Annotated in this window: 27 protein-coding genes; 15 read left to right on the top strand and 12 right to left on the bottom strand. The window is 64.3% G+C overall.

Annotated elements, in window-relative coordinates; all coding sequences use genetic code 11:
* Positions 1–85: 85 nt before the first annotated feature.
* A complete protein-coding gene (locus ACFDR6_RS10405; RefSeq protein ID WP_375858203.1) occupies positions 86–2,167 on the top strand; it encodes a methyl-accepting chemotaxis protein in 2,082 nt (693 codons plus the stop codon).
* A 6-nt stretch (positions 2,168–2,173) separates the two neighbouring features.
* Here ACFDR6_RS10405 and ACFDR6_RS10400 read toward each other — a convergent pair whose 3' ends face one another.
* Entirely contained in the window at positions 2,174–2,764 is a 591-nt protein-coding gene (locus ACFDR6_RS10400) for an NADPH-dependent FMN reductase (protein ID WP_375858202.1), read from the bottom strand.
* Positions 2,765–3,475: 711 nt separating this feature from the next.
* Here ACFDR6_RS10400 and ACFDR6_RS10395 point away from each other — a divergent pair.
* On the top strand, positions 3,476–4,438 hold the full coding sequence (locus ACFDR6_RS10395; protein ID WP_375858201.1) for an alpha/beta hydrolase: 963 nt from the start codon (positions 3,476–3,478) through the stop codon (positions 4,436–4,438).
* Positions 4,439–4,442: 4 nt separating this feature from the next.
* On the opposite strand, the gene ACFDR6_RS10390 is transcribed toward ACFDR6_RS10395, so the two are convergent.
* The gene (locus ACFDR6_RS10390; protein WP_212087294.1) at positions 4,443–4,907 is read right to left on the bottom strand and encodes a cupin domain-containing protein; all 465 of its coding nucleotides are present in this window, start codon (positions 4,905–4,907) and stop codon (positions 4,443–4,445) included.
* Positions 4,908–5,105: 198 nt separating this feature from the next.
* On the opposite strand from ACFDR6_RS10390, the gene ACFDR6_RS10385 reads away from it, so the two are divergent.
* Positions 5,106–5,354: a hypothetical protein gene (locus ACFDR6_RS10385; RefSeq protein ID WP_212085930.1), complete on the top strand. Its 249-nt coding sequence runs from the start codon at positions 5,106–5,108 to the stop codon at positions 5,352–5,354.
* Between the two features lie 76 nt (positions 5,355–5,430).
* Here ACFDR6_RS10385 and ACFDR6_RS10380 read toward each other — a convergent pair whose 3' ends face one another.
* Entirely contained in the window at positions 5,431–6,306 is an 876-nt protein-coding gene (locus ACFDR6_RS10380; protein WP_317239725.1) for an MBL fold metallo-hydrolase, read from the bottom strand.
* 140 nt (positions 6,307–6,446) lie between these two features.
* Here ACFDR6_RS10380 and ACFDR6_RS10375 point away from each other — a divergent pair, with 140 nt between their 5' ends.
* A complete protein-coding gene (locus ACFDR6_RS10375; protein WP_375858200.1) occupies positions 6,447–7,430 on the top strand; it encodes a glycerophosphodiester phosphodiesterase family protein in 984 nt (327 codons plus the stop codon).
* On the opposite strand, the gene ACFDR6_RS10370 is transcribed toward ACFDR6_RS10375, so the two are convergent.
* Positions 7,427–9,049: an ABC-F family ATP-binding cassette domain-containing protein gene (locus ACFDR6_RS10370; RefSeq protein ID WP_375858199.1), complete on the bottom strand. Its 1,623-nt coding sequence runs from the start codon at positions 9,047–9,049 to the stop codon at positions 7,427–7,429. The genes ACFDR6_RS10375 and ACFDR6_RS10370 overlap by 4 nt on opposite strands.
* 323 nt (positions 9,050–9,372) lie before the next feature.
* Between ACFDR6_RS10370 and ACFDR6_RS10365 the strand changes: the two genes are divergently transcribed.
* The 5 genes from ACFDR6_RS10365 to ACFDR6_RS10345 all read left to right on the top strand — a co-directional run bounded on the left by ACFDR6_RS10365 (position 9,373) and on the right by ACFDR6_RS10345 (position 14,159).
* Positions 9,373–10,500 carry a TRAP transporter substrate-binding protein gene (locus ACFDR6_RS10365; protein WP_212085939.1) on the top strand — a complete coding sequence of 376 codons (1,128 nt, stop codon included), beginning with the start codon at positions 9,373–9,375 and terminating at the stop codon, positions 10,498–10,500.
* 111 nt (positions 10,501–10,611) lie between these two features.
* Positions 10,612–11,214, top strand: a complete 603-nt coding sequence (locus ACFDR6_RS10360; RefSeq protein ID WP_212085943.1) for a TRAP transporter small permease subunit — start codon at positions 10,612–10,614, stop codon at positions 11,212–11,214.
* Positions 11,211–12,560: a TRAP transporter large permease gene (locus ACFDR6_RS10355; RefSeq protein ID WP_212085945.1), complete on the top strand. Its 1,350-nt coding sequence runs from the start codon at positions 11,211–11,213 to the stop codon at positions 12,558–12,560. Before ACFDR6_RS10360 ends, ACFDR6_RS10355 begins: the two co-directional genes overlap by 4 nt.
* 31 nt (positions 12,561–12,591) lie before the next feature.
* On the top strand, positions 12,592–13,992 hold the full coding sequence (locus ACFDR6_RS10350) for an amidase (RefSeq protein WP_375858198.1): 1,401 nt from the start codon (positions 12,592–12,594) through the stop codon (positions 13,990–13,992).
* Complete coding sequence (locus tag ACFDR6_RS10345) at positions 13,989–14,159, top strand: hypothetical protein (protein ID WP_212085949.1); 171 nt, start codon at positions 13,989–13,991, stop codon at positions 14,157–14,159. The genes ACFDR6_RS10350 and ACFDR6_RS10345 overlap by 4 nt, the downstream gene beginning before the upstream one ends.
* A gap of 217 nt (positions 14,160–14,376) precedes the next feature.
* On the opposite strand, the gene ACFDR6_RS10340 is transcribed toward ACFDR6_RS10345, so the two are convergent.
* Positions 14,377–15,081 carry a hypothetical protein gene (locus ACFDR6_RS10340; protein ID WP_212085951.1) on the bottom strand — a complete coding sequence of 235 codons (705 nt, stop codon included), beginning with the start codon at positions 15,079–15,081 and terminating at the stop codon, positions 14,377–14,379.
* Positions 15,082–15,421: 340 nt separating this feature from the next.
* Here ACFDR6_RS10340 and ACFDR6_RS10335 point away from each other — a divergent pair, with 340 nt between their 5' ends.
* Positions 15,422–15,880, top strand: a complete 459-nt coding sequence (locus tag ACFDR6_RS10335; RefSeq protein ID WP_375858197.1) for a hypothetical protein — start codon at positions 15,422–15,424, stop codon at positions 15,878–15,880.
* Here ACFDR6_RS10335 and ACFDR6_RS10330 read toward each other — a convergent pair whose 3' ends face one another.
* The 4 genes from ACFDR6_RS10330 to ACFDR6_RS10315 all read right to left on the bottom strand — a co-directional run bounded on the left by ACFDR6_RS10330 (position 15,881) and on the right by ACFDR6_RS10315 (position 19,370).
* Positions 15,881–16,702: a tetratricopeptide repeat protein gene (locus tag ACFDR6_RS10330; RefSeq protein WP_375858559.1), complete on the bottom strand. Its 822-nt coding sequence runs from the start codon at positions 16,700–16,702 to the stop codon at positions 15,881–15,883.
* 32 nt (positions 16,703–16,734) lie between these two features.
* A complete protein-coding gene (locus ACFDR6_RS10325; protein ID WP_375858196.1) occupies positions 16,735–17,418 on the bottom strand; it encodes a substrate-binding domain-containing protein in 684 nt (227 codons plus the stop codon).
* Positions 17,419–17,436: 18 nt separating this feature from the next.
* Complete coding sequence (locus ACFDR6_RS10320; RefSeq protein ID WP_375858195.1) at positions 17,437–18,138, bottom strand: GrlR family regulatory protein; 702 nt, start codon at positions 18,136–18,138, stop codon at positions 17,437–17,439.
* A gap of 197 nt (positions 18,139–18,335) precedes the next feature.
* Entirely contained in the window at positions 18,336–19,370 is a 1,035-nt protein-coding gene (locus tag ACFDR6_RS10315) for a glutamine synthetase beta-grasp domain-containing protein (protein ID WP_212085976.1), read from the bottom strand.
* Positions 19,371–19,910: 540 nt separating this feature from the next.
* Here ACFDR6_RS10315 and ACFDR6_RS10310 point away from each other — a divergent pair.
* The 3 genes from ACFDR6_RS10310 to ACFDR6_RS10300 all read left to right on the top strand — a co-directional run bounded on the left by ACFDR6_RS10310 (position 19,911) and on the right by ACFDR6_RS10300 (position 21,837).
* Entirely contained in the window at positions 19,911–20,114 is a 204-nt protein-coding gene (locus ACFDR6_RS10310; protein ID WP_212085978.1) for a DUF2735 domain-containing protein, read from the top strand.
* Between the two features lie 275 nt (positions 20,115–20,389).
* Positions 20,390–21,133: a tyrosine-protein phosphatase gene (locus ACFDR6_RS10305; RefSeq protein WP_375858558.1), complete on the top strand. Its 744-nt coding sequence runs from the start codon at positions 20,390–20,392 to the stop codon at positions 21,131–21,133.
* 23 nt (positions 21,134–21,156) lie between these two features.
* Positions 21,157–21,837 (top strand): SDR family oxidoreductase, encoded by a 681-nt coding sequence (locus ACFDR6_RS10300; protein WP_375858194.1) that lies wholly within the window; start codon positions 21,157–21,159, stop codon positions 21,835–21,837.
* Here ACFDR6_RS10300 and ACFDR6_RS10295 read toward each other — a convergent pair whose 3' ends face one another.
* A complete protein-coding gene (locus tag ACFDR6_RS10295; RefSeq protein ID WP_212085985.1) occupies positions 21,838–22,185 on the bottom strand; it encodes a GrlR family regulatory protein in 348 nt (115 codons plus the stop codon).
* Positions 22,186–22,325: 140 nt separating this feature from the next.
* On the opposite strand from ACFDR6_RS10295, the gene ACFDR6_RS10290 reads away from it, so the two are divergent.
* The gene (locus tag ACFDR6_RS10290) at positions 22,326–23,012 is read left to right on the top strand and encodes a DUF2161 domain-containing phosphodiesterase (RefSeq protein WP_212085988.1); all 687 of its coding nucleotides are present in this window, start codon (positions 22,326–22,328) and stop codon (positions 23,010–23,012) included.
* 94 nt (positions 23,013–23,106) lie between these two features.
* Positions 23,107–23,412 (top strand): hypothetical protein, encoded by a 306-nt coding sequence (locus tag ACFDR6_RS10285; protein WP_212085992.1) that lies wholly within the window; start codon positions 23,107–23,109, stop codon positions 23,410–23,412.
* Positions 23,413–23,491: 79 nt separating this feature from the next.
* Here ACFDR6_RS10285 and ACFDR6_RS10280 read toward each other — a convergent pair whose 3' ends face one another.
* Entirely contained in the window at positions 23,492–24,103 is a 612-nt protein-coding gene (locus ACFDR6_RS10280; RefSeq protein ID WP_375858557.1) for a GNAT family N-acetyltransferase, read from the bottom strand.
* Between the two features lie 151 nt (positions 24,104–24,254).
* A complete protein-coding gene (locus ACFDR6_RS10275) occupies positions 24,255–24,656 on the bottom strand; it encodes a PaaI family thioesterase (RefSeq protein WP_212085998.1) in 402 nt (133 codons plus the stop codon).
* Positions 24,657–24,692: the final 36 nt, after the last annotated feature.

Genomic DNA, 24,692 nt, shown 5'->3' with positions numbered 1-24,692 from the left:
CATCGGCCGAGAGCGTAAACCCAAGATTAACACGGGCAAACTATCGTCCAGGCAAAATAATTCCCCGTTATTTGCCGGACAGATCATGAAAATCGGTACACTGCTGACCTCTGCCATCGTCTCGCTCTCGACCGTGGGCGGCGGCCTCGCCGTGTACGTCGCCGTGACCAAGTACCAGACGATGGAGCGGATCACGGAAGCCCAAGGCCGGCTCGCGATCGCCCGCGCCGTCAGCGACATCCCGCGCTATCTCAATCCCGAGCGCGGCTTCTCCACCAACATCCTCTTTGGGCCCGCGGCCATCGACCCTGCGCTGCTTGTCGAGCAGGACAAGCTGCGCAAGCAGACCGACGGCGCCCGCGACAAGATGAACGCACTGCGCAAGGAGCTGCCCGGCCCGTTTGACGACGGCACCACCATCGGCAACAGCATCGACGGCATCAATGCGAAGTTCACGGCGTTGCGCGAGGCCATCAACAAGGCGATGGCTGGGCCGGCCGAGGCGCGCAAGGACGCTGCCAAGAAGATCGTCGCCGACAATGCGGTGCTCAACGGTGGCGTGACCGCGCTGCTCAACGAGCAGGTCCGCCGCATGGCGATCCTGAACGGTGACGCCTACCGGCAGGCCAGCTACGCCAACACCGCGATGACGTTGCGCGACGTCGGCGGTTTCAACTCCAGCCTGCACAAGAATCTCGTCGGCGGCAAGAAGCCGGCGACCGACGCCGAGAAGGCCGACATCGGACGCTCGCAGGGCCGCAACGACCAGCTGGTGATGGCGCTGCTGGAACTGCGAGGCAATCCGGCAACTCCGGCCAACGTCGCCGCAGCGCTGGAGAAGTTCAACTCGATCTATGTCGAGGAGTTCGGCCGCGAGCTCAAGCTCGTCAAGGACGGGGCGATCAGCGGCAAGTACGAACACGACATGGATACCTATTATGCCGCCACGCAGCGCGGGCTCAGCACCATCATCGAGGTTCGCGACGCCTTCTACGACAACGCCGAACAGATCCTCTCCGGTGCTTCTTCGTCCGCGCGGACCAGCTTCACCGTCGCGCTTGCAGGCCTTGCCGCCGTGTTGATCGCGAGCGTCGGGCTCATCGTGATGGTTCGCCGCCGCGTCTGCGCTCCGATCGTCAAGCTGACGACGCGGATGTCGCGGCTTGCGGAGGGCGAGGTTGCGGACAGCATCCCCGGCGCCGAGCGCTCCGACGAGATCGGGGCAATGGCCGCGGCCGTGCAGGTCTTCAAGGACAACATGATCCGGGCCGACCGGCTCGCGGCCGAGAAGCAGGCCGAGAGCGACGGCAAGATGCGGCGCGCGCAGGCGCTCGACGAGCTGACCCGCGCATTCGAAGTCAAGGTCACCGAGCTCGTCGGCGGCCTGTCTCGCGCCTCCTCGACCATGGAAAGCACCGCTCAATCGATGACTTCGACGGCGGCCCAGACCAACAGCCAGGCCGCGGTCGTCGCCGCCGCCTCCGAGCAGACCTCGACCAATGTGCAGACCGTCGCCAGCGCCACCGAAGAGCTGACCTCCTCCATCTCCGAGATCGGCCGTCAGGTCGCACAGAGCACCGAGATTGCGGCCCGCGCGGTCGACAACGCGCGCCGCACCGGCGATACCGCCCGTACGCTCGCGGAGGGCGCCCAGAAAATCGGCGACGTCGTCACGCTGATCCAGAGCATCGCCGAGCAGACCAACCTGCTCGCGCTGAACGCGACCATCGAGGCCGCCCGTGCCGGCGATGCCGGCCGCGGCTTTGCGGTGGTTGCTTCCGAAGTGAAGTCGCTGGCGGGCCAGACCGCAAAGGCGACGACCGAAATCTCCGAGCAGATCACGGCGATCCAGACCGCGAGCGACGAAACCGTGGCCGCGATCCGCAACGTCGCCGACGTCATCGGCGAAATCGACCAGATCGGTACCGCGATCGCGGCGGCGATCGAGGAACAGGGCTCGGCCACCAAGGAGATCGCCCGCAGCGTCCAGGAGGCCGCCCGCGGCACCCAGGAGGTCAACACCAACATATCAGGCGTGCAACGCGCGGCCGACGATACGGGCGCCGCCGCGAGGGAAGTTCTGGTCGCCGCCGAGCAGCTCTCGACCCAGTCGCGCGATCTCGCCGGACAGTTCGACCGCTTCCTCGGCGAGGTCAGGGCGGCGTAGCGCGATTCAATACGGCGGCGCCTTGCGCGCCCGCTGGGCTTTCGCCGCTTCGATCCACCACGTCAGGTCATCAGCAAAGCGCGGGAACGAGCGTTCCAGTGCCTTGCCGCCCTCGCCGATCGGCTCGCCGTCCGCGGACAGGGTCTGCGCGATCGGGCCGACGCCGATGGTGCTCGACACCACCACCATGCCCATCTCCGAGAGCGTGCCGTGCCAGGCGGTAGCGGCGCGTGCGCCGGACAGGCGGCCGGCCGAATAGCTCACGATCGCCGCCGGACGCCAGAACCACTCTTCGAGGAAATGGTCGGTGAGATTCTTCAGGCCGGGCTGGATGCCCCAATTGTATTCGCCGGTGACGAAGACGAAGCCGTCGGCGCCGCGGATCTGTCCGGCGAGCTTTTCCAGCGCCTCGGGCGCCGAACCCTCAGGATATTCCTTGTACATGCGATCGAGCATCGGCAGGCCGATCGCCTTTGCGTCGATGAACTCGACGTCCTCGCCGCGGCGGCGCAGACGATCGATGACGAAGTTCGCAAGGCGGATGCCCATGCGATCGGAACGGTACGAACCGTAGAGGACGAGGATGCGATTGCTCATGATGGTCGCATGCTACCACGAAACCGGCGCGCGCAGCGATTTCCTTTGCCGTGGCGTTTCGTGCGTGGGCGGTTCAGTGCGTCGCGCGATAGCTGGCGCGGCGCGGTATGGACCGGCATGCCAGTCCTTCGGCCAGCACCTTCATGTCCTCATGCCGGCCGCTGCGAATCAGCCGCCCGAACTCGTCGGGTGAGAAAGGAAGACTTGGATCATCATCGATCGGGCGCCGCATTCGTGGACCGAAGAACCGCCGAACCAGGCTAGCCAGCCGCCGCATGTCAATTCCCTCGCGCCAGCAACAAACCTCTCAGTCTGCACATTGTTCCTCCCGCACCTCTGAGATTGCAAGAGGTCGCTGAGGACTCCGCACCAAAAAAAATCGCGGAGAATAATCTCCTCTTCGTCGTGCTCGTCGGCAAAACGACGTAGCGTACAAACTCCTGATTGTGCTCGCGGTCCGAGCGCACCGCGTTCGCGGCGAAGCCGTGGTCGGGCTAGCCCATCGCGACGCAGGTCACGATGACTTCGTCCTCCGGAATTCTCCGCGACCTCGCACACGACGTGAACATGCCAGGGCTCGATCTTCATCGACGACGGCGCGCGCTTGGCGCTCTCGATGATGACCTCGATCACCGCACGACCGGTTGCCGAGGCGGCGGGCAAAACCTATGCTAACCCGCAAGCAAGACCAAGAACCCTGGAGGAGCCGCCATGGCCGCGCCACTCGACCCCGTCATCGCCCAGATCATTCCGCTCATGCCGATGCGCGATCTCGCGGTCATGACACCGCAGAGCGCCCGTGATTCCTTGCGCCAACTGGCTGCCTCGCGCGCCGCCATCCCGCCACCGCCGGTCGATCACGTGCAGGATATCAAGGTGAAAGGCGGCGCCGGTCCGCTCGACGCACGGGTCTACCGGGTGGGCACCACGCCCGCGCCGACCGTGGTGTTCTTCCATGGCGGCGGGTGGGTTGCCGGCGATCTCGAAACCCACGACCGGCAGGCGCGCAATCTTGCGATCGAGACCGGCGCGGTCGTCGTCTCCGTTGACTATCGACGCCCGCCCGAGACGCGCTTTCCGGGCGCGTTCGAAGATGCCTTCGCTGCTGCAAGCGACATCTTCACCCGTGTTGCGGAATTTGGTGGCGATGCAAAACACCTCGGCGTTTCCGGCGACAGCGCCGGCGGCAACCTCGCGGCGACTACCGCGATCGCCTGCCGGGACGCCGGCATCAAGCTCGCCGCGCAATTGCTGGTCTATCCCGTGACCGACGTCGTCGGCGCTTATGCCGATGCCCACGAGAACGCACGCTACCCCTCGCGCGCCGAGAATGCCGAGGGCTACTTCCTGACGCGCGCCACGATGGAATGGTTTTGCGGCCACTATCTCGCCGATCCCGCTCACGCCAGCGACTGGCGCGTCTCGCCGCTCCGGACGGCATCCCTCGCCGGTGTCGCCCCTGCGATCGTCACCACCGCCTGGTTCGATCCCCTGCGCGACGAGGGCGCGGCCTATGCGCGGGCACTGGAGGCGGCCGGCGTCCGCGTCAAGCACCACGAAGGTCCCGGCCTCATCCACGGCTATTTCGGCATGGGCGATGCCTCGGATGTCGCGCGCGCCGAGGCACAACGCGCACGCGCCGACTTCAAGGCGCTGCTCACGCGGGGGGTCTGATCTGCTAGGGCCGGTGCGTCCGCTGCGCGCCAGTGTGCCCCCAGGTCTCGTCCCAATCCTGGCCGGCGGCGTCGACGACGCGGCCGTCGGCTTCGAAGAACTTGTTCGGCACCTGGAAGATTGCCAGGATCAGGGCCCCGTCCGGACACCAGGCGGCATGCCGGCTGCCTGCCTCGCGCCAGATGAATTCGCCGGCTTTGCAGGCGATGCCCCGAGCGGGCCCCTCCTTGTCGACGAGCGCGCCTTCGATGACGTAACTCTGCTCGATGCCGACATGCTCGTGGTCGGGCAGCACCGATCCCGGCGCAAAGCGCATCAAGGCGGTCATCAGCCCCGTGCCGCGGTCGAACAGCAGCGTCTTGGCCTCGCAGCCGGGAAAGCGCGTCTTCTGCCAGTCCATGTTTTGCGGCTGAACCAGATGAGAATGCCGGTCGGTGGCTTCCTGGTCCTTCGGGATCGCGGCGTCCATCACGATACTCCTTCCATCTCGACCGCCGGAAGCTAGCAGGATCGTCCGGCTGGGTCAGCGAGCGGTGCAACACGCCGGACGAACGCCGATCGCGCGAAAATCGGCAGGCAAACCGGACGACCGGGCGCCATCCTGCTTGATTGCGCCACGATTCCCGGCTCCAATCCGCCCCGCCATTTCTGGTTCTGGGAGACACTCATGATGAAACGGATTTTCCTCGCTGCGGTCGTCGCCACCTTCGCGGCAGGCTCGGCCTTCGCGCAAGAAACCTGCGAGAGCAAGGCCGTCGGCAAGGACGGCAAGCCGCTGGCCGGCGCCGCCAAGACTTCGTTCCTGAAGAAGTGCAAAGCCGACGCCTGCACGCCCAAGGCCGTCAGCGCCGACGGCAAGCCGCTCGCTGGCGCCGCCAAGAACAGCTTCATGAAGAAGTGCGAAGTCAGCGCGTAAGGCGCTCCTTCCTTAGCGAACAAGACCGCCACGAACTCGTCATGCCCGGGCTTGTCCCCGGGCATCACGGAGGGAGTTAGTCCCGCCTGAACCGATAGTCGAACGCCCCATCCAGCGGCTTGATCCATCCCGCCGTCGGCGCCGGAAAATGCACCGGCAGGATCAACGTGTCGGTGTCCGCAACGGACGCGAAGAATTTTCGCCGTGAGGCCGCCGACTGCTTCGGATCCCAATCGGGCTTCGCCGACCAATCCGGCTCGCGGCACTGGATCTGGTGGTGCATCAGATCGCCGGCGACCACGGCGCGCTGGCCCTTCGACAGAATGTTCACGCAGCAATGGCAGGGCGAATGCCCCGGCGTCGGCGTCAGCGTCACGGTATCGTCGAGCGCGTAATCGTCATCCACCAGCAGCGCCTGCCCCGCTTCGACGATCGGCAGGCAATTGTCGCGAAACACGGTGCCGGGCGGATTGTTGCCCCTGGCATGCTCGGCCTCCCAGGCCGCATACTCGCCCTTGTGGAAGACGTATTTCGCGTTCGGGAACGTCGGCACCCAGCGGCCGTCGCGCAAGGTCGTATTCCAGCCGGTGTGGTCGATATGCAGATGCGTGCAGAACACGTAGTCGATCTGCTCGAAGGCGATGCCGAGCGCGAACAACTCGTTGCGCCAGCGTTCCTTGCCGGGGAAGTCGAACGGCGGCGGATGGCCCTTGTCCTCACCGGTGCAGGTGTCGACCAGAATGGTGTAGCGCGGCGTGCGCACCACGAAGGTCTGATAGGTGATCACCATCAAGCCGCGCGCGGCGTCGAACACCTCCGGCTCCATCGTCGGCAGATGGCGTTTGAACACGCCCTCGTCATAGGCGGGGAAAAAATCCTGCGGCCGCCGCCATGGCCCTTCCCGCTCGATCACCGCGTCGATGGTGATGTCGCCGATTCGGAGTTGTTTCATGGGTGTTCGCTCCCTTTTTTGTGAAAGCGTAGCGAACGGGCTCAGGGCATTCAAGGCGCCGAACGCAAAGAGCTTCGGCGGGCGTGCCGCAAATCAACCTCAAATAGCGGAGAAAATGACGGTGGAATGAGGAATGTCCGGTGGGCAGGAAATTGAAAATAACCGCGGCAATCATGGTTGCCGTCGCAGCTGGCATCTACGTCAACAACGCCAGCCTTCTGGCGCCGCATCCAGACGGCACGCCGGTGCTGCTCGCCCATCGCGGCATCGCGCAGCGTTTCGACGAGCGGGACCTGAAGAACGACACCTGCACGGCCGCGCGGATGTTGCCGCCGGCGCACGATTACCTCGAGAACACGCTGCGCTCGATGCGCGCGAGCTTCGAGGCCGGTGCGGATGTCGTCGAGCTCGACGTGCACCCGACCACCGACGGCGAGTTCGCCGTCTTCCACGACTGGACGCTCGACTGCCGGACCGACGGCAACGGCGTCACACGCGCGCAGAGCATGGCGAAGCTGAAGACGCTCGACATCGGCTACGGCTACACTGCCGACGGCGGCAAGTCCTTCCCGTTCCGCGGCAAGGGGGTCGGCATGATGCCGTCATTGTCGGAGGTGTTCGCCGCCTTCCCCGGCAAGCAACTGCTCATCAACGTGAAGAGCCGGGACCCAGACGAAGGCGACAGACTTGCCGCCGTGCTGAATGCGCTGCCGGCCGAGCGGCGCCGGACCATCATGGTCTATGGCGGCAACGAGCCGATCGAGGCGATCCGTCGCCTTACCCCCGATGTCCGCACGATCTCGCGCGGGGCAATCAAGAGCTGCCTGGCCCGCTATATCGGCTATGGCTGGACCGGCTTGGTCCCGGCAGCCTGCCGCAATGCGATGGTGCTGGTGCCGATCAACGCCGCTCCCTGGCTATGGGGCTGGCCCGATCGTTTCCTCGCACGCATGAACGGCGTCAACAGCGCGGTCTTCGCGCTCGGTCCCTACAGCGGCGGCGAGTTCTCTACAGGCATTGACACGCCGGAAATATTCGCGCGGTTGCCGCAAGGCTATTCCGGCGGCATCTGGACCAACGAGATCGAGGCAATCGCCAAGCTCGCAGGCGGGAGCCGAGATTAGCTCCGCAACCCCGGCGCTTCCTGCCCGGTCCGCGCGACATATTCCGTATAGCCGCCACCGAACTGGTGGATACCCTCCGGCGTCAGCTCCAGCACGCGGTTCGACAGCGTCGCCAGGAAATGCCGGTCATGCGAGACGAACAGCATGGTGCCCTCGAAATCCGACAGCGCGTTGATCAGCATTTCCTTGGTGGCGAGGTCGAGATGGTTGGTCGGCTCGTCCAGCACCAGGAAGTTCGGTGGGTCGAACAGCATCTTGGCCATCACCAGCCGCGCCTTCTCGCCGCCCGACAGCACCCGGCAGCGCTTCTCGACGTCGTCGCCGGAGAAGCCGAAGCAGCCGGCGAGCGCGCGCAAGGAGCCCTGCCCCGCGGTCGGAAACGCGTATTCGAGCGACTGAAACACCGTCTGCTCGCCGTCGAGCAGATCCATCGCGTGCTGGGCGAAATAGCCCATCTTGACGCTGCCGCCGACCGCCACCGTGCCCTCATCAGGCTCGCTCGCGCCCGCAACGAGCTTGAGCAGCGTCGACTTGCCGGCCCCGTTGACGCCCATCACGCACCAGCGCTCCCGACGGCGGATCATGAAATCGAGCCTGTCATAGATGCGCTTCGATCCGTAACCCTTGTGCACGTTCTTGAGCGCGACGACGTCCTCGCCCGAGCGCGGCGCCGGCGGAAAGTCGAATGCGACGCTCTGGCGCCGGCGCGGCGGCTCCACCCGCTCGATCTTGTCGAGCTTCTTGACCCGGCTTTGCACCTGGGCGGCGTGCGAGGCGCGCGCCTTGAAGCGTTCGATGAACTTGATCTCCTTGGCGAGCATCGCCTGCTGGCGCTCGAACTGGGCCTGCTGCTGCTTCTCGTTCTGCGCCCGCTGCTGCTCGTAGAATTCGTAATCGCCGGTGTAGGTCGTGAGCGATCCGGAATCGATCTCGATCACCTTCGAGATCACGCGGTTGATGAACTCGCGGTCATGCGAGGTCATCAGCAGCGTGCCTTCGTAATCGTGCAGGAATTTTTCCAGCCAGATCAGGCTCTCGATATCGAGATGGTTGCTCGGCTCGTCGAGCAACATCACGTCGGGACGCATCAGAAGGATGCGCGCCAGCGCCACGCGCATCTTCCAGCCGCCGGAGAGCTTGCCGACGTCACCGTCCATCATCTCCTGGCTGAAGCCCAGGCCGGACAGCGCCTCGCGCGCGCGGCCGTCGAGCGCATAGCCGTCGAGCTCCTCGAAGCGATGCTGCACCTCGCCATAGCGGGCGATGATCTCCTCCATCCGGTCGGCCTTGTCAGGGTCGGCCATCGCAGCCTCGAGCTCGCGCAGCTCGGCCGCAACCTCGCTGACGGGACCCGCGCCATCCATCACCTCGGCGACGGCGCTGCGGCCGCTCATCTCGCCGACATCCTGGTTGAAATAGCCGATGGTGATGCCGCGATCGGTCGAGACCTGCCCCTCGTCGGGCAATTCCTCGCCGGCGATCATCCGGAACAATGTGGTCTTGCCCGCACCGTTCGGGCCGACAAGGCCGATCTTCTCGCCCTTGTTGAGGGCGGCGGAGGCTTCGATGAACAGGATCTGGTGGCCGGCTTGCTTGCTGACGTTGTCGAGGCGGATCATGGGGTCTTTATGGGGGGATTTTTGCGTTGCAGCGTCATAGGCCATGGCGGGCGCCAGGGGAAGCCCGGCGGGGCACGGATTCCGGCTCGGCAGATGGCCGCGTCGGTCATACTGCGCTGCGACAGGCGCGTGAGTATCCGGCCATGTCGAGCGCGAACGGGACCGCCTGAGACCAACAATGCGACACCGGGGCGCTTGCCGGATGGCGGCAATGTGTCCAAACTCCGATCGAAGTCGCTGGAATGCGGCATACCTCCAGCGGTGATCAACGAAAAGCGCAGGCAAAGCGCGTTCGAACAACAACGCCGCCAGGGAGGACGTCCATGACTGCAAAGTCTGACAAGACCAGAACTACGCGTCGGAAGTTCCTGCTGACCGCCGGCGCGGCCGGCGCTGCCACCATCGCCATGCCGCAAGTCAGCCGGGCGCAAACGGCGACCCTGAAGATGCAGGGTTCATGGGGCAAGGCCGATGTCTTCAACGAGATGGCCGAAGATTATGTGAAGCGCGTCAACGAGATGGCCGGAGGCCGGTTGCGCATCGACTATCTCGTCGGCGGTTCGGTCGTGCACCCGTTCCAGGTCTTCGATGGCGTTCATGGCGGCCAGCTCGACGCTGCACACACGGTCACGGTCTACTGGTACGGCAAGCACAAGGCCGCCTCGCTGTTCGGGACCGGCCCGGTGTTCGGCTTCAACGCCAACGAAGGCCTCGGCTGGATCCACAACGGCGGCGGCAAGGAGCTGTTCGAGGAGCTCCAGACCAAGATCATGAACGTCAACATCAAGAGCTTCTTCGCCATGCCGATGCCGACCCAGCCGCTCGGCTGGTTCAAGAAGCCGATCACCAGCGACGCCGATCTCAAGGGCTTGAAGTATCGCACGGTGGGCCTGGCCGCCGACCTCTTCCAGGCGATGGGCGCATCCGTCGCCCAGCTACCCGGTGGCGAGATCGTGCCCGCCATGGAGCGCGGCGTGATCGACGGGTTCGAGTTCAACAATCCGACCTCGGACCGGCGTTTCGGCGCGCAGGATGTCGCCAAGAACTACATGATGGGCAGCCATCATCAGGCGACGGAATATTTCGAGATCATGTTCAACCGGACGAAATTCAACGCGCTGCCGAAGGAACAGCAGGCGATCCTGCAATACGCAGCCGAAGCCGTGTCCTCCGCCAACGAATGGAAGGCCATGGATTATTATTCGAAGGACCTGCAGGAGCTGATCAACAAGGACAAGGTCAACGTCCAGCGGACACCGAAGTCGGTGTTCGACGCGCAGATCAAGGCGTGGGACGGTCTGATCGCCCAGCTCGGCTCGGATCCGTTCATGAAGAAGGTCATGGATTCGCAGAAGGACTGGGTGCGCCGCGTGGTTTACTACAACATGAACAACGCGACGGACTACCGCGGCGCCTTCGAGCATCACTTCCCAGGGGTACTCAAGGTCTGAGCGCTATCGCTTCATTCGCGTGAGGCCGTACAGACGGGCGGCGTAGTCGAAGCGCCGCCCACGAATGGAGGGGGACGTCCGGATGTGTCGCTCGCAGCGAGCTCGGCTCGCATGACGAAATTTCTGTTCTTCATCGACGAGCTCAGCACGTGGGTCGGCAAGGCGTTCGCATGGCTGATTCTCGTCCTTACGCTGGCTGTCAGCTACGAGGTGTTCGTGCGCTACGTGCTGCGTGCGCCGACCACCTGGGCCTTCGACATCAGCTACATCACCTATGGCGCGATGTTCCTGATGGCGGGCGCATATACGCTCTCGCGCAACGGCCATGTGCGCGCAGACGTGGTGTACCGCCTCTGGTCACCGCGCACCCAGGCGACGATGGACCTCGTCCTGTACATCCTGTTCTTCCTGCCGGCGATCGCGGCGCTGATGTATTCAGGCTGGAACTACGCCCAGATGTCGGTGCGCTTCCGCGAAGTCAGCATCTTCAGCCCGGCTGGCGTGCCGGTGTTTCCGCTGAAGGCGCTGATCCCTCTCACCGGTTTCCTTCTGTTTCTGCAAGGGTTCGCTGAAATCATTCGCTGTGTGCTGTGCATACGCACCGGCCGATGGCCGCAGCGCCTGCACGACGTGGAAGAGACCGAGAGCCTCATCATCCGCGAACATCAGCAGCATGCGGCTGAGCCGCAGAGCGATAAGGGGCCAGGCGCATGACCGATCCACAACTCGGCATGCTGATGTTGGGACTGTTCATCTTCATCATCATGCTCGGCTTCCCGATCGCGTTCACGCTGATGGCGATGGGCGTCTCGTTCGGCTACTACGCCTATTACACCCCCGGTCAGGACTTCTTCCAGAACCGCATCTTCACGCTTCTGGTGCAGAAGACATTCGAGGTCACAACCAGCGATGTGCTGGTCGCGGTTCCGCTGTTCCTGTTCATGGGTTATTTGATCGAGCGCGCAAACATACTCGACCGCCTGTTCTACTCGCTCCAATTGTCGATGAAGAACGTGCCGGGCGCACTCGCAGTGGCCACCCTGATCACCTGCGCGATGTTCGCCACCGCCACCGGCATTGTCGGCGCGGTCGTCACGCTGATGGGCCTGCTGGCCCTGCCGGCAATGCTGCGCGCAGGTTACGACGTCAAGCTGTCGGCCGGCGTGGTCTGTGCCGGCGGCTGCCTCGGCATTCTGATCCCGCCGAGCATCCTCCTGATCGTCTATGCGGCCACCGCCGGTGTTTCGGCGGTCAAGCTTTATGCGGCTGCTTTCTTTCCGGGGTTCCTGCTGGCCGGGCTCTACGTCCTCTATGCGATGGGGCGCGCGATGATCAATCCAGCGCTCGCGCCGAAGCTGCCGCCCGAGCAGACCAATGTGCCGCTCAGGACGGTGATCTGGGCACTCGCCACATCGTTCCTTCCGCTGGCGGTGCTGATCGTTTCGGTGCTCGGCGCGATCCTGCTCGGGCTGGCGACGCCATCCGAGGCCGCCGCGGTCGGCGCACTCATGAGCATCGTTCTGGCCGCCGCCTATCGTTCGCTCAATTTCACGATGATGCGTGAATCGGTCTATCTGACGGTGCGTGCCACCGCGATGGTCTGTTACCTGTTCATCGGATCGTGGACGTTCTCCGCGGTGTTTGCCGTCCTCGGCGGACAGTCGGTGGTCGAACAGTTTTTCGCCTCAATGAACCTGTCGCCGATCCAGTTCCTGCTGCTGACCCAGGTGATCATCTTCCTGCTCGGCTGGCCGCTGGAATGGACCGAGATCATCATCATCTTCGTGCCGATCTTCCTGCCACTGCTGCCCCAGTACGGCATCGATCCGATCTTCTTCGGCATTCTTGTGGCGCTGAACACGCAGACGGCGTTCAACACGCCGCCGGTCGCGATGGCCGCGTTCTATCTAAAGGGCGTGGCGCCGCCTCAGGTGAAACTGACCGATATCTTCTCCGGCGCGCTTCCCTTTGTCGGCCTGGTCTTCCTCACCATGGCACTGGTCTACATCTTCCCGGGGATCGCATTGTGGCTGCCTAATGCTCTCTATGGATCGCGATGAGCGGCCGCGGCAAACCGCAGAAAGACGGCGCATGAGTCTCAACACGCTCGGACTTACCGAAGCTGCAGCCGGCATCCGCGACGGCCGGTTCAGCTCGGTGGAGCTTGTCGCCGACTGCCTCAGGCGGATCGATGAGGTCGACGGCGATATCCGAGCGTGGGCATTCCTCGATCGCGACCACGCGATGCGGCAGGCCGAGGCTGCCGACGGTCATCGCAAGCAGGGCAAGGCCGTGGGCCCGCTGCACGGCGTGCCGGTGGGCATCAAGGACATCTTCGACACCGGTGACATGCCGACGGAATTCGGATCGGATCTGTGGGCCGGACGCACGCCGCGGCGCGATGCGGCGGCCGTGGCGCGTCTTCGGGCGGCAGGCGCCGTGATCCTCGGCAAGACGGTGACCACCGAGTACGCGTATTACAATCCCGGCAAGACCCGAAATCCCCACAACACCGATCACACGCCCGGCGGATCGTCCTCCGGCTCCGCCGCGGCCATCGCTGCGCTGATGGCGCCGGGCGCCATCGGCTCGCAGACCAACGGTTCGGTGATCCGTCCTGCCGCCTTCTGCGGCGTAGTCGGCTTCAAGCCCACGCATGGCCTCATTCCACGCAGCGGTGCGCTCGAATTGTCGCGCACGCTCGATCATGTCGGCGTGTTTGGGCGCAGCGTCGCGGACGTCGCCCTGCTCGCCGAGGTCATGGTCGGCTTCGACGAGGAGGATCCGGACACAAGACCTGTCGCGAGCCCGCCATTCTCCGCCATTGCGGCGAGCGAGCCGCCGTTACCGCCGCGATTTGCCTTCGTGCGATCTCCGGTCTGGGATCAGGCCGAGCCGGTGACGCGTGAGGCCTTCCCTGAACTTGTCGAGGCTTTGGGCGAGGCTTGCAGCGAGGTCGAGCTTGGCCCGAGCTTCGACGGGGCCATCGATATGCACCGCATCGTCATGGAAGTCGATATGGCGCACAATCTGCGGCGCGACTACCAGCGAGGCGGCGACAAGCTCAGCACGCGTCTACGCCAGGCGATCGAGCGCGGCCGCACACATCTCGCGCTGGATTATTGCAACGCGCTGTCGGGAACTGCGCCGCTCAACCAGGCGCTGGACCAGATCTTTGACGAATACGACGCCATCCTGACGCCCGCTGCGCCTGGCGCGGCGCCGGCAATCGAGACGACCGGCAATCCGAGCTTCTGCACGCTTTGGACCTATCTCGGCGTGCCCGCCATCAGCCTGCCGCTGATGAGCACCGAAGCCGGTCTTCCGCTGGGCGTTCAGCTTGTCGGCCGCCGCGGCAACGACGCCCGCCTCCTGCGCACGGCGCACTGGCTTGTCAGAACGATCGGACGCACCGGTCGCGGCGCTCGGCGCAAGGTACCGGGCACCGGAGCGAAATCGGCTGCCGCTGCGGAACAAAGGAACATGCGATGACCAATGTGATCACCGGACTCATCGGCCTCGCGCTTGTGATGACATTCCTTGGAATTCTGGTGTTTTGGATCAAGGCCATTCCGCTCATCATCATTGTTGTGGGCGTCATGATTCTGGCAGTGATCGATTTCGTGCGATCGCTGCGGGCCAACGGCGAGCTCCGCTGACTGCCGGCTTGGCCGGAGCAGCCAACAAAATCAGGGACATGAAGAAAGTCGCTCGTCACTTCGCGGAGCTTAACATCAATCCATGGCCGCCGTAGTTGGCTGCCCTCTGCGATATGAGGCCCAACCCACAATGTCGCCTTTTCGGTCCAAGTCGGACATCCAGATGTCGACTTGAATGTCGCCTTCCGAGAGCAGACGCGACGGAATTAGCAGTAACCTACGCCCTTCGCATCAGCTTGAGCGACGCCGCAAGCCGCAAGCTGCGCTTGCCGGCCAGCGCGATGCCTTCGAGTTCGCCGCTGTCGGCCGTGCAGGTCCCGGAGAACCCGATCCCGACCTCGAAGCCGCCAAAGACGGGGTTTTCGCCCTTCGCAGGCGTGTGCTCCTGGTTCAGCATTTCGCCCTTCCAACGGCCGTCCGCCGAGGAATAGGAGCCGAGATAATAGAAGAACGCATCGCCCCCGAGGATGCGGCCGTCGATCAGCAGCATCACGCCGGAGAGGCTGGCCTGGACACCATCGAGCGCGCGCAGGCCCATTCCATAGAGTCCATTGGCGATGCCGCCCTGCCCGATCGTGCCGCGCGGCGGCAGCGCCCCGTCATCGAGCCGCGTGAGATTGGCCCAGAAAGGGGCACCCGGCATCGTGTTCGCACCGCCCTGAAGACGGATCTCGTTGCCGATCAGCCGGCCCCGCGCGCCGATCGTGGCGACATCGGCTCCCATCAGCGGCTTGTAGTTGGGATCGAGGTTGTGCCGCTCGGTGATGACCTCGGCGACGATCTCGCCGCCCTGCTCGGCATAGGTGCCGAGATGCGCGAAGCCCGAATTGCCGCCGAGCATCTTGCCGTCATGCAGGCACATGATGCTGCGCCCGAACGCATCGTTGACGCCGTATTCAACTTTATAGAGCCCGTCCAGCAACGTCTTGAACCCGCAAAATCGGAAAACAATCGGGGGGCTAACTAGCATCGACACCGCGCTGAAGCCACCCTGCTTTTCCGCGCAGGACCACTCGCAGGATGCTTGCTGCCACGAGGCCTCGTGTCCCTGTTTTGCCCGGCGCGTCAAGAACAGTTCGACAAATCCGCAACCCGGAGCAGGTCCAGGCAGCCGTGTCGGCAGCTTTACTCCCGTGGAATTTCAACCACTTGGCTACTGTGCATGGGGTTGTTTTTCGACTTTTTGTGTCCGGCTCGGCCGAAAGGACGCTGACCATCAGCGTCCGCTCGAACCCGCCGAGGCCGCGGCGCGACCAAGCGGCATGAATGAGCCGCAGCCATCTGCCGAAGACGAACTCAGCGCAATCATCGCCAGGGCCGCGAAGCAGCCGCTGCTCGATGCCGCCTACGAGCTCTGGCGTCAGCGCAATCGCCTGGAGGCGATCGAAGACCGTCCCACCGACGAAGAGGTCCGCGTCAACCGCACCCTCGCGATGGAGCCGTTCGGCGTCCGGTACCGTTACAAGCGCGAGCACGCCCATGAAGGACCGATGTTCCGCTATGTGAAGCGCGCCCATCCCAGCGCCGACGATCAGGCTATCAGGCAGGCCATCATCACCGCCGTCAAATTCGAAGATGCCTACAACAAGCACTTCGACTGGAACGGCGATTTTGGGAATTGCGTGGTGCGTGCGGTGGCGCAGGCGGCGCGAGAATATCCGCACTATCTCGAGACCACCTATCGCGACGCCCGCAACGATCTCGCCTATTACATGAAGTGATCAGAAGCACAGCGTGGTGACGAGCTTGCCCTGCTTGTCCTTGATCGCATAGGGACAGCGAATGCGCTCCAGTGCTTTCTTGGCGTCGTCGTCGCCGAGCGCCGCGGCCCGCTCGTAATAGGCCTTCGCGGCATCCTTGTCCTTCGGTCCGCCGCGGCCTTCCTGGGCGAAGGCACCCATCCGCTCCAGCGCACCGGGGTGGTTCTGCGCGGCCGCCTTCTCGAACAGCGCGCGCGCCGCGGCGTCGTCCTTCGTGCCGCCTGCACCTTCGGAGAGCATCAGGCCGAGCTGGTACTGCGCCTCCGCGTTGGTCTCGGCGGCCTTGCCGAGCAGCGCGCGCGCCTGGGCGGGATCGGCCGGCGCAGCGCCACCTGCGCCGCCGAGCGCAGCGAGATTGCTGATGCCGCGGGGGTTGCCTGATTGCGCGGCCTTCTCGAACAGCTTCCGCGCTTGCGCCTCGTCCTTGGCGATACCGGAGCCCGTGCCATAGGCAACGCCGAGCTCGACCATGGCCGCACTCGATCCCTTGTCGGCCGCCTTGCGCCAGGCGGCGATCGCCTCTGCCGTCTGCCGGTTGGCCGCATAGGCGCGGCCAAGTGCGAACATCGCTCGGCGCGATGACGGCGCGGCCTGTCTGCAGAACTTGATCGCGGTCGCGACGTCGGAGGATGCGATCTCGCTCACGCCCCTCACGTCGGCCGGCTTGTCGGGATCGCTGGGATCGGCCGCCACGCGATCGCACAGAACGAGATCGGCCGATTGCGCCTGCGCCGTCAGGGGCGCGGCGAGCACAAAGAGGATGGCAAGCAGATAAGTCCGCATGGACATGACGTTGCGTCTCCACTCCGGAAAATTCAAGGCTCGAGTCCCGATTGGCGCAGGACGGGCACGACCTCCGGCGATGCCAAATAGCGCAGCAGGCGGTCGGCGCCGGCGGCATTTAGTGCGTTCGCCATGCGGCCGGCGGAGAACACGGCCGGTGTCTGCAAGTCATGCGGGACCGGTCCGACCACATCGATGCCTTCGACCTGCTTCAGCTCGCTGATCTGCTGCACGGCGAGATCGGCCTGGCCGCTGACGAGGCGCAGCGCCGTAAAGCCCTGCTCCACGATGGTGGCCTTGGCGTTGATCTCGGCGGCGATCCCCATCCGCACGATCAGCTTTGCGAAATACACGCCGCTTGCGCCGAGCCGCGAATAGGCAACCGACCGCGCAGCGAGCAGCGTCTTGCGCAGCGCGGCTTCGCTTGTGATGTCCGGATGCGCCTGCCCTGCCCGCACTGCGATGCCGACGAAGGAGCGCGCGAGATCAACCGCGCTCGCGGCGACCACGCGGCCTTCATCGATCATCTCGTCGAGCCCCTCGCGCGTGAGGATGACGAGGTCGGCCGCCTCGCCGCCGCGCAACCGCTCGAGCAGCGCCAGGGTCGGCGCGAAATCGCTGTCAACGTGAACGCCGCTGGCGGCCTCGAAGGCGGAGGACAGGCTGCCCATCGCCCCCATCAGACCGAGCGTCGAGAGCATGCGAACGTTGTCCATGAGCCATTTCCGTCGCGATCAGGCGCGGTGCATCAGCTTGAGCGTCGCGGTCAGGCGCAGGCTGCGCTTGCCGGCGAGCGCAGTCGCCTCCAGCACCGCCTCTTCCGCGTCGTAGCTGCCGGAGAAGCCGATGCCGACCTCGTGGCCGCCGAAGATCGGGTCGTCCTTGGCCGGCGTGTGTTCCTGGTTGAGGATCTGCCCCTTCCAGCGGCCCTTCGCGGCGGTGTAGCTGCCGAGATAGTAGAACGCGGCATCGCCGCCGAGGATGCGCCCCTGATTGAGCAGCATCACGCCGGTGAGCCCGCCGTCGAGACCGTCGAGCATACGCAGGTGAATCGAGTAGAGACCATCGGCAATGCCGGCTTCGCCGACGCCGCCGGCGATCGGCGCTTCGTCTTCCGTGATCGGCGTCATCAGCGACTGGAAGGGCACGCCAGGCACCTCCTTGAGCTCGCCCTTGAAGCGATAGAGATCGCCGTCGGCCCAGCCCTTCGCGATCAAGGTCGCATCGTCGGTGCCGGCCATGGCGCGGTAGTTCGGATCCGGGTTGTGGCGGACGGTCTTGATCACGACGTCGACGCCGCTTTCGGTCTTGTCGTAGGTGCCGATATGGGCGAAGGCCGAATTGCCGCCGAGCATCTTGCCGTTGGCGGCATGCATCACGCTCCGGCCGACAGTGTCGCCGAGCTGAAATCTGACCTTGTAGAAACCTTCAATCACCAGCCGTGTCCCCGGCCCAGCGCGCATCCGAGTCCACTCTATCCCGCATTCAGACGCGATGGACAAGCTTCGCGCCGGCCGAGATCGGCGGGCCGCAGGACCGGCTGTCATCCAGACGCAAAAATCCGCCGGAGCCTTGCGGCTCCGGCGGATTGAAACCAACCCGGGCCAGCCCCCCAGCCCGGGCCGGGAGGATCTTAGGCCGCGGCCTTCTTGTCTGCCGGCACGGACGCGATCGTCTTCAGGATCTGCGAAGCGATCTGGTATGGGTCGCCCTGCGAGTTCGGACGGCGGTCTTCCAGATAGCCCTTGTAGCCGTTGTTGACGAAGGAGTGCGGAACGCGGATCGAGGCACCGCGGTCGGCAACGCCGTAGCTGAACTTGTTCCACGGCGCGGTCTCGTGCTTGCCGGTCAGACGCTTGTCGTTGTCCGGGCCGTAGACGGCGATGTGGTCCATCAGGTTCTTGTCGAAGGCGGCCATCAGGGCTTCGAAATATTCCTTGCCGCCGACGGTGCGCATGTACTCGGTCGAGAAGTTGGCGTGCATGCCCGAGCCGTTCCAGTCGGTGTCGCCGAGCGGCTTGCAGTGGAACTCGATATCGATGCCGTACTTCTCGGTGAGGCGCAGCATCAGGTAGCGGGCCATCCACATTTCGTCGGCGGCCTTCTTGGAGCCCTTGCCGAAGATCTGGAATTCCCACTGGCCCTTGGCGACTTCCGCGTTGATGCCTTCATGGTTGATGCCGGCAGCCAGGCAGAGGTCGAGATGCTCTTCGACGATCTTGCGGGCGACGTCGCCGACGTTCGAGTAGCCGACGCCCGTGTAGTACGGGCCCTGCGGCGCCGGATAGCCGGAGGACGGGAAGCCGAGCGGGCGGCCGTCCTTGTAGAAGAAGTATTCCTGCTCGAAGCCGAACCAGGCGCCCGCGTCGTCGAGAATGGTGGCGCGCTTGTTGGAGGGGTGCGGGGTCTTGCCGTCCGGCATCATGACTTCGCACATCACGAGCACGCCGTTGGTGCGCGCGGCGTCCGGGAAGACGGCGACAGGCTTCAGCACGCAATCGGAGCTGTGACCTTCGGCCTGCTGGGTGGAGGAGCCATCGAAGCCCCAGAGCGGAAGCTGCTCGAGCGTCGGGAACGACGCAAATTCCTTGATCTGAGTTTTGCCGCGCAAGTTCGGGGTCGGCGTATATCCGTCGAGCCAGATGTACTCGAGCTTATACTTGGTCATTGAGCCTCTCTGTAGATGATGCGAAAGGTCGGGGGGCCCGAGGGCCCCCGAACGTTTTGTACCCGGCCACCATCGGCCGGCCCTTTACAAGCATTTGTCGTGCCAAAAGGACGCAGTACGGCAGGTTTGCCACCGTCGCCGGCGTCTCCTTGCGGCGAGCAGACCACCTCCCGCGATATGCGTCATAGCCGCGCACCTTCGCGTATAGCTGCAACGCGAAAATCCCGGCGAAATCGCCCGATTCTGCAGCAGACGGCACGGTCCTGGAAGTTGCCGATGAAACGCGCATCAACGTCCAGCAATTTTCGCAAAGCGAACCACCCCTGCCTAGCAACCTTTGCAACGGCCTAGGCATTAGCCACCGATAGTGTGCCTTAGGGGATGCAGACCCAGACCTGCCTTCAAATTGGGCGGCAACTGATTTCCTTTTCAGCACTTTCCAATCCGGGGGGCACGGCCGATATGGGGATTCCGGTAACCACAATCGAACGAGTCGGGCGCACCATGGAGGCTGAGGCGCTTCGACCAAGGAGAATCGCAATGATGAACAATGGTCTGAGTCACGGATCGGCAACGATCTATCAATTCCCGGTCGGGGGCCGCGCAGCTCTCGCCGGACGCCGCTATGGCGAGACTCGCCTTCCTGCCGATCACGCCTCGCTTCCGGCGAACGGCTCGATCTGCAGCGACAGCTGGTACCACCAGGACGCGGTCGACGAAGCCAAGCCGAAATGGGATCGCTGATGCCCGTGCTTGGTCTGAAACCGCCGCGCCGGCGGAAGCCTCCGGCGGCAGTTCAAAAAGGGTCGAAACAACGATGTTTCGGCCCTTTTTGATTCTTGCGTGAACGACGCCGTTCAGATCACCGCGCAGGCCGTCGCCGGCCGCTTCAGATGCTCGACCGTGGTGGTCCCGGACTTGATCGCCCCCTGAAATTAGGCCTCAACTAGACCTCAAGGACGCCACCTCGTGCGTCCAATGGAACCATAACCGAAGCCGCTCCCATGCAAGACTCTTCTCTGAGAGACTCCCCTGCCCGCCACCTCGCCCTGCAAGGCGCCAGCAATTTTCGCGATCTCGGCGGCTATCCGACGTCCGATGGCCGCACCACGCGCTGGCGGCACATCTTCCGCTCCAACCATCTCGGCCAGCTCACCGCCACCGATGTCGAGATCGTCCGCGCGCTGGGCGTGCGAAGCGCGTTCGATTTTCGCGGGGTTGAGGAGCGCGCGGCCGGCGTCTGCGTCGTCGACGACATCACGGTGCATTCGCTGCCGATCGAGCCGAGCGTGGTCGCCGCGCTGCGCGCCGAACTCGTCAGGGGCACGCTGACGGGGCCGGTCGCCCTCGAGCTCATGCGCGAATCCTATCGCAACTACGTTCGCCACCACACGCACAGCTTTCGCAACCTGTTCGCCCATCTCCTGGAGGACCGTGCGCCGCTGGTGATCCACTGCACCGCCGGCAAGGACCGCACCGGCTTTGCGAGCGCGCTGATCCTGCATGTGCTCGGCGTGCCCGATGAAATCATCGCCGAGGACTATTTGCTCACCAACCAGCACTACAAGCGCGATGCGACGGCGGCCATCGACCTGCCGGACGACGTGCGCAATGCCATCGGCAGCGTCGAAGCCTCTTACCTTGCCGCGGCTTTCGAAGCGGTCGGCAAGGAGTACGGCGATCTCGAAAGCTATTTGCGCGACGGGCTCAAGCTCGGCACGGCGGAGCGAGCCGCGCTGAAGGCGCGCTATCTGCAATCATAGGCCGCCGCGCCGGGAGAACGATGATGCAAGACAAGGTCCTGATCGTGACAGGGGCACGCGGCGCGCTCGGCAAGGTGGTTGCGGAGGTCGCGCAGTCGCGCGGCGCGCGCGTGGCCAGCATCGATCACGCACCTTCGCAAGTGCCCGCGACGCCGGAAAGCATCGAGATCGGAGGCGTCGACCTGTCCGATGCAATCCAGGCGAAGGCAGCAGTCGATGCGGCAGAAAAGCATTTCGGCCGTCTCGATGCGCTGATCAACATCGCCGGCGGCTTCGCGTTCGAGACCGTCGGCGACGGCGACATCAAGTCCTGGCAGCGCATGTACACGCTCAATGTCCTGACCGCGCTCAACGCGTCACGCGCGGCGCTGCCGCACCTCGCCGCGTCCAAAGCCGGCCGCATCGTGAATATCGGCGCCGTGGGCGCGCTCCAGGCCGGTAGCGGCATGGGGCCTTATGCGGCCTCGAAGGCAGGCGTGCATCGCCTCACCGAGGCGCTGGCCAACGAGTGGAAGGGCAAGGTCACGGTGAACGCGGTGCTGCCGTCGATCATCGACACCAAGGCCAACCGCACCGACATGCCGAAAGCTGACTTCTCCAAATGGGTGACGCCGCAGGAACTCGCCGAGGTCATCCTGTTCCTCGCCAGCGACGCCGCGAGCGGCATCACCGGCGCGCTGATCCCGGTGGGCGGGCGGGTGTGATCAGTCCGGCACCAGCAGCCGCAGATGGCCTTTGAAGCGGATGCTCTGCTTGCCGGCGAGCGCGATGCCTTCGCCATAGGCGGTCTCGTCGGTGTAGGTGCCGCTGAAGCCGATGGTCACGATCTTGCGGCCCCACACCGGACGTTCGTCGAATGAGGGCGAGTGCTCCTCATTGGTCAGTTCGCCCTTCCACTTGCCGCCAGCCGAGGTGTAGCTGCCGTAGGCAAAGAAGAATGAATCGCCACCCCGCATCGTACCGTCGCGCAGGACCATGACGCCCTGATTGCCGCCCTGCACAGCATCGAGCATTTCGATACGGATATGATAGAGCCCGTTCCTGATTGTCATCTTCGTCACGCCCGGCGGTCCCCGCCCGCAGGATAACTGGACCATCCGGCTCCGATCAAATGGTGCAGATCCCCGCGTCCGATCCCGGCTAAACTGCCGACAACTGATTCTCCGATCGGATGTCACCCGGAACTTTTCCCTTGGAAACCGCACTCTACCTGCCCGTCAAACGCTTCCTCGAAGAGCTTGGCTTCACCGTGAAGGGCGAGATCGGTGGCTGCGATCTCGTGGGCCTCAGCGCCGGCGATCCGCCCGTGGTGGTGATCGGCGAGCTCAAGCTCGCCTTCAATCTCGAGCTGATCCTGCAGGCGGTCGATCGCGCATCGGCTGCCGACGAAGTCTGGATCGCGGCGAAGATGTCGATCCGCGGCAAGGGGCGCGAGAGCGATGCGCGTTACCGCAACCTCTGCCGCCGCCTTGGCTTCGGCATGCTGGGTGTCACCGATCGCGGCCAGGTCGAGGTGCTGGTGAAGCCGCCGACTTCTGCGCCGCGCCGCGAGCCGAAGGTTCGTTCGCGCCTCGTCGCCGAGCACCAGCGCCGCCAGGGCGATCCCGTGCTTGGCGGCGGCACCCGCGCGCCGATCATGACGGCCTACCGGCAGCAGGCGCTGGTCTGCGCCTCGGCGCTCGCTGAGGGGCCGCGGCGGGTGGGCGAATTGCGCGAACGCTGTCCCGATGCCGGCAAGATCTTGCTTAACAATGTGTATGGCTGGTTCGAACGGGCCGACCGGGGGATTTACGGACTCACCGAAGCCGGACACGCGGCTCTGAAACGCTGGCCACAGCACCGGGTTGAGGTCGATGCCGGCGTTGCGTCACTTCCATGACACCCGACCGGTGCATAGCTGAGATGCCACACCAATTTCATATTGCAATGCAGCATTAGCGGCACTAGGTATCCCGGCATCAAACGAGGCCGTTATGAACGCAGACTGGAATACCAAATATGGCACGCGGCGCGTCCGCCATGATCCGCCCACCCTGGACGAGGCGATCTTCGCCGCCATCGGCATCACCGATGATCAGGAGCAGCAGGCCGAGATCGCCGCAGCCTTGATGGGGATGCCGCTCGATGTCGTGCAGGCCGAGGTGAAGAAGCAGGCGCGCACCAACAGCCGCGTCACTGCGACCCGCGTGATCGCCGGTGAACAGGGTGCACAGCGCTCCGTCGTGGTCGAACGCCGCGTCGTCCGCCGCTTCGGCAACGACAAGCGCACGGGCACCTGAGCGCCTGGTTGTCCACCTAATATAAAAGCGGACCGGTTTTCCCGGTCCGCTTTTTTGATTCCGGCCCTGCTCTTTTAAGTCAGGCGGCGCGATTGCCGTACATGCTGGAGATGATCTTCCAGCAAGTCGAGTTGAAGCTGAGAAGAGCGCGCCCGGCCATGAAGGGCGACGCCGCGAGATCGGCGAACTCGGCCTCAGGCGACTTGGCCAGATCAATGGTACCGGTCGATTCCCCGTGGCGGAAAGCCAGATGCGCGCCGAACTTCCTGGCGAGCGCCCGCATGGCGTGGTTCTCGGCGCCCGTGGTGATGCGCAGGCGCTTATAGCCTTTCCAGCGCGCCTCGGCGACCAGGCGGCGGAACAGCACGGTGCCGACACCCTGGCGGCGCGCAGAGGCTTCCACGCTGAAGGCGACTTCGGGCAAAGAACCATCTTCCTCCGGATGCAGTTCGGCCGCACCGCGGACAACGCCGTCGACGATGTAGGCGACGATCACCGTGCCATCCTCGGCACAGCGTGCGGCGTATCGCTCGATGAAGCTGTCGTCGAGAAAACCGTTGAAGCGATCATGCCTGCTTTCGGCATCGAGTCTCAGCAGGTGATCGCGCAGAAGCGGCAATTCTTCCTGCTGGCTCAAGGTCCGCACATAGCCCGGAACGGACGTCATGCGGGTCGTGTCTTCAAGTGCCACGTCAAAAACTCCTCTTGGTGTCCCTCGAGGAGGCGTTCGAATCCCTAGGCCCCCAATATTGTGCATCGCAACATACATTTCAAGTCGGGAACCTGCCCAAGTTTCGGGCATGAGGGGCGACCAATTCGTTAATGAGATCAAGGCCCCGTAGTCATACGAGGACCAGCTGGGTCTGGGTCACCACCGCGACCAGCTTGCCGTCTTCGGTCTCCAGCCGGGTGGTCCAGACCTGGGTCCGGCGGCCACGATGGACCGGGGTTGCAGTCGCAATAACCGTGGTTCCCTCCTTGGCCCCACCAATGAAATTGGTCTTGCTCTCGAGCGTGGTCGTGCCCTTGGCATCGTCAGGCAGGTTGATCACGGTCGCGGCCGCGCCAACGGAATCGGCCAGCGCCATCACGGCCCCGCCATGGATGGTGTGGTGAAGCGTGCAGAGATCGGGCCGGACCGTCATCCGCGCCACCACGCGGTCTTTCTCGGCCTCGACGAACTCGACGCCCTTGAGCTCGGCGAACGGCATCTTCATCGCTTTGAGTTTCTCGAGCTGCGTCATCAGATGTCCTCTCAAAACCTTGTCGTTTCAGCGTGA

The sequence above is a fragment of the Bradyrhizobium tunisiense genome (assembly GCF_042263385.1).
In the GTDB taxonomy this organism is placed as follows: Bacteria; Pseudomonadota; Alphaproteobacteria; order Rhizobiales; family Xanthobacteraceae; genus Bradyrhizobium; species Bradyrhizobium tunisiense.
The sequence above is the reverse complement of the archived record's forward strand: the minus strand, read 5'-3'. Positions and strand labels throughout refer to the sequence as shown.

Coding starts and splice junctions, on each gene's coding strand:
- ACFDR6_RS10405 (WP_375858203.1), top strand. CDS start 86: ATGAAAATCGGTACACTGCTGACCTCTGCCATCGTCTCGCTCTCGACC.
- ACFDR6_RS10400 (WP_375858202.1), bottom strand. CDS start 2,764: ATGAGCAATCGCATCCTCGTCCTCTACGGTTCGTACCGTTCCGATCGC.
- ACFDR6_RS10395 (WP_375858201.1), top strand. CDS start 3,476: ATGGCCGCGCCACTCGACCCCGTCATCGCCCAGATCATTCCGCTCATG.
- ACFDR6_RS10390 (WP_212087294.1), bottom strand. CDS start 4,907: ATGGACGCCGCGATCCCGAAGGACCAGGAAGCCACCGACCGGCATTCT.
- ACFDR6_RS10385 (WP_212085930.1), top strand. CDS start 5,106: ATGATGAAACGGATTTTCCTCGCTGCGGTCGTCGCCACCTTCGCGGCA.
- ACFDR6_RS10380 (WP_317239725.1), bottom strand. CDS start 6,306: ATGAAACAACTCCGAATCGGCGACATCACCATCGACGCGGTGATCGAG.
- ACFDR6_RS10370 (WP_375858199.1), bottom strand. CDS start 9,049: ATGATCCGCCTCGACAACGTCAGCAAGCAAGCCGGCCACCAGATCCTG.
- ACFDR6_RS10365 (WP_212085939.1), top strand. CDS start 9,373: ATGACTGCAAAGTCTGACAAGACCAGAACTACGCGTCGGAAGTTCCTG.
- ACFDR6_RS10360 (WP_212085943.1), top strand. CDS start 10,612: ATGACGAAATTTCTGTTCTTCATCGACGAGCTCAGCACGTGGGTCGGC.
- ACFDR6_RS10355 (WP_212085945.1), top strand. CDS start 11,211: ATGACCGATCCACAACTCGGCATGCTGATGTTGGGACTGTTCATCTTC.
- ACFDR6_RS10350 (WP_375858198.1), top strand. CDS start 12,592: ATGAGTCTCAACACGCTCGGACTTACCGAAGCTGCAGCCGGCATCCGC.
- ACFDR6_RS10345 (WP_212085949.1), top strand. CDS start 13,989: ATGACCAATGTGATCACCGGACTCATCGGCCTCGCGCTTGTGATGACA.
- ACFDR6_RS10335 (WP_375858197.1), top strand. CDS start 15,422: ATGAATGAGCCGCAGCCATCTGCCGAAGACGAACTCAGCGCAATCATC.
- ACFDR6_RS10330 (WP_375858559.1), bottom strand. CDS start 16,702: ATGCGGACTTATCTGCTTGCCATCCTCTTTGTGCTCGCCGCGCCCCTG.
- ACFDR6_RS10325 (WP_375858196.1), bottom strand. CDS start 17,418: ATGGACAACGTTCGCATGCTCTCGACGCTCGGTCTGATGGGGGCGATG.
- ACFDR6_RS10315 (WP_212085976.1), bottom strand. CDS start 19,370: ATGACCAAGTATAAGCTCGAGTACATCTGGCTCGACGGATATACGCCG.
- ACFDR6_RS10310 (WP_212085978.1), top strand. CDS start 19,911: ATGATGAACAATGGTCTGAGTCACGGATCGGCAACGATCTATCAATTC.
- ACFDR6_RS10300 (WP_375858194.1), top strand. CDS start 21,157: ATGCAAGACAAGGTCCTGATCGTGACAGGGGCACGCGGCGCGCTCGGC.
- ACFDR6_RS10295 (WP_212085985.1), bottom strand. CDS start 22,185: ATGACAATCAGGAACGGGCTCTATCATATCCGTATCGAAATGCTCGAT.
- ACFDR6_RS10285 (WP_212085992.1), top strand. CDS start 23,107: ATGAACGCAGACTGGAATACCAAATATGGCACGCGGCGCGTCCGCCAT.
- ACFDR6_RS10275 (WP_212085998.1), bottom strand. CDS start 24,656: ATGACGCAGCTCGAGAAACTCAAAGCGATGAAGATGCCGTTCGCCGAG.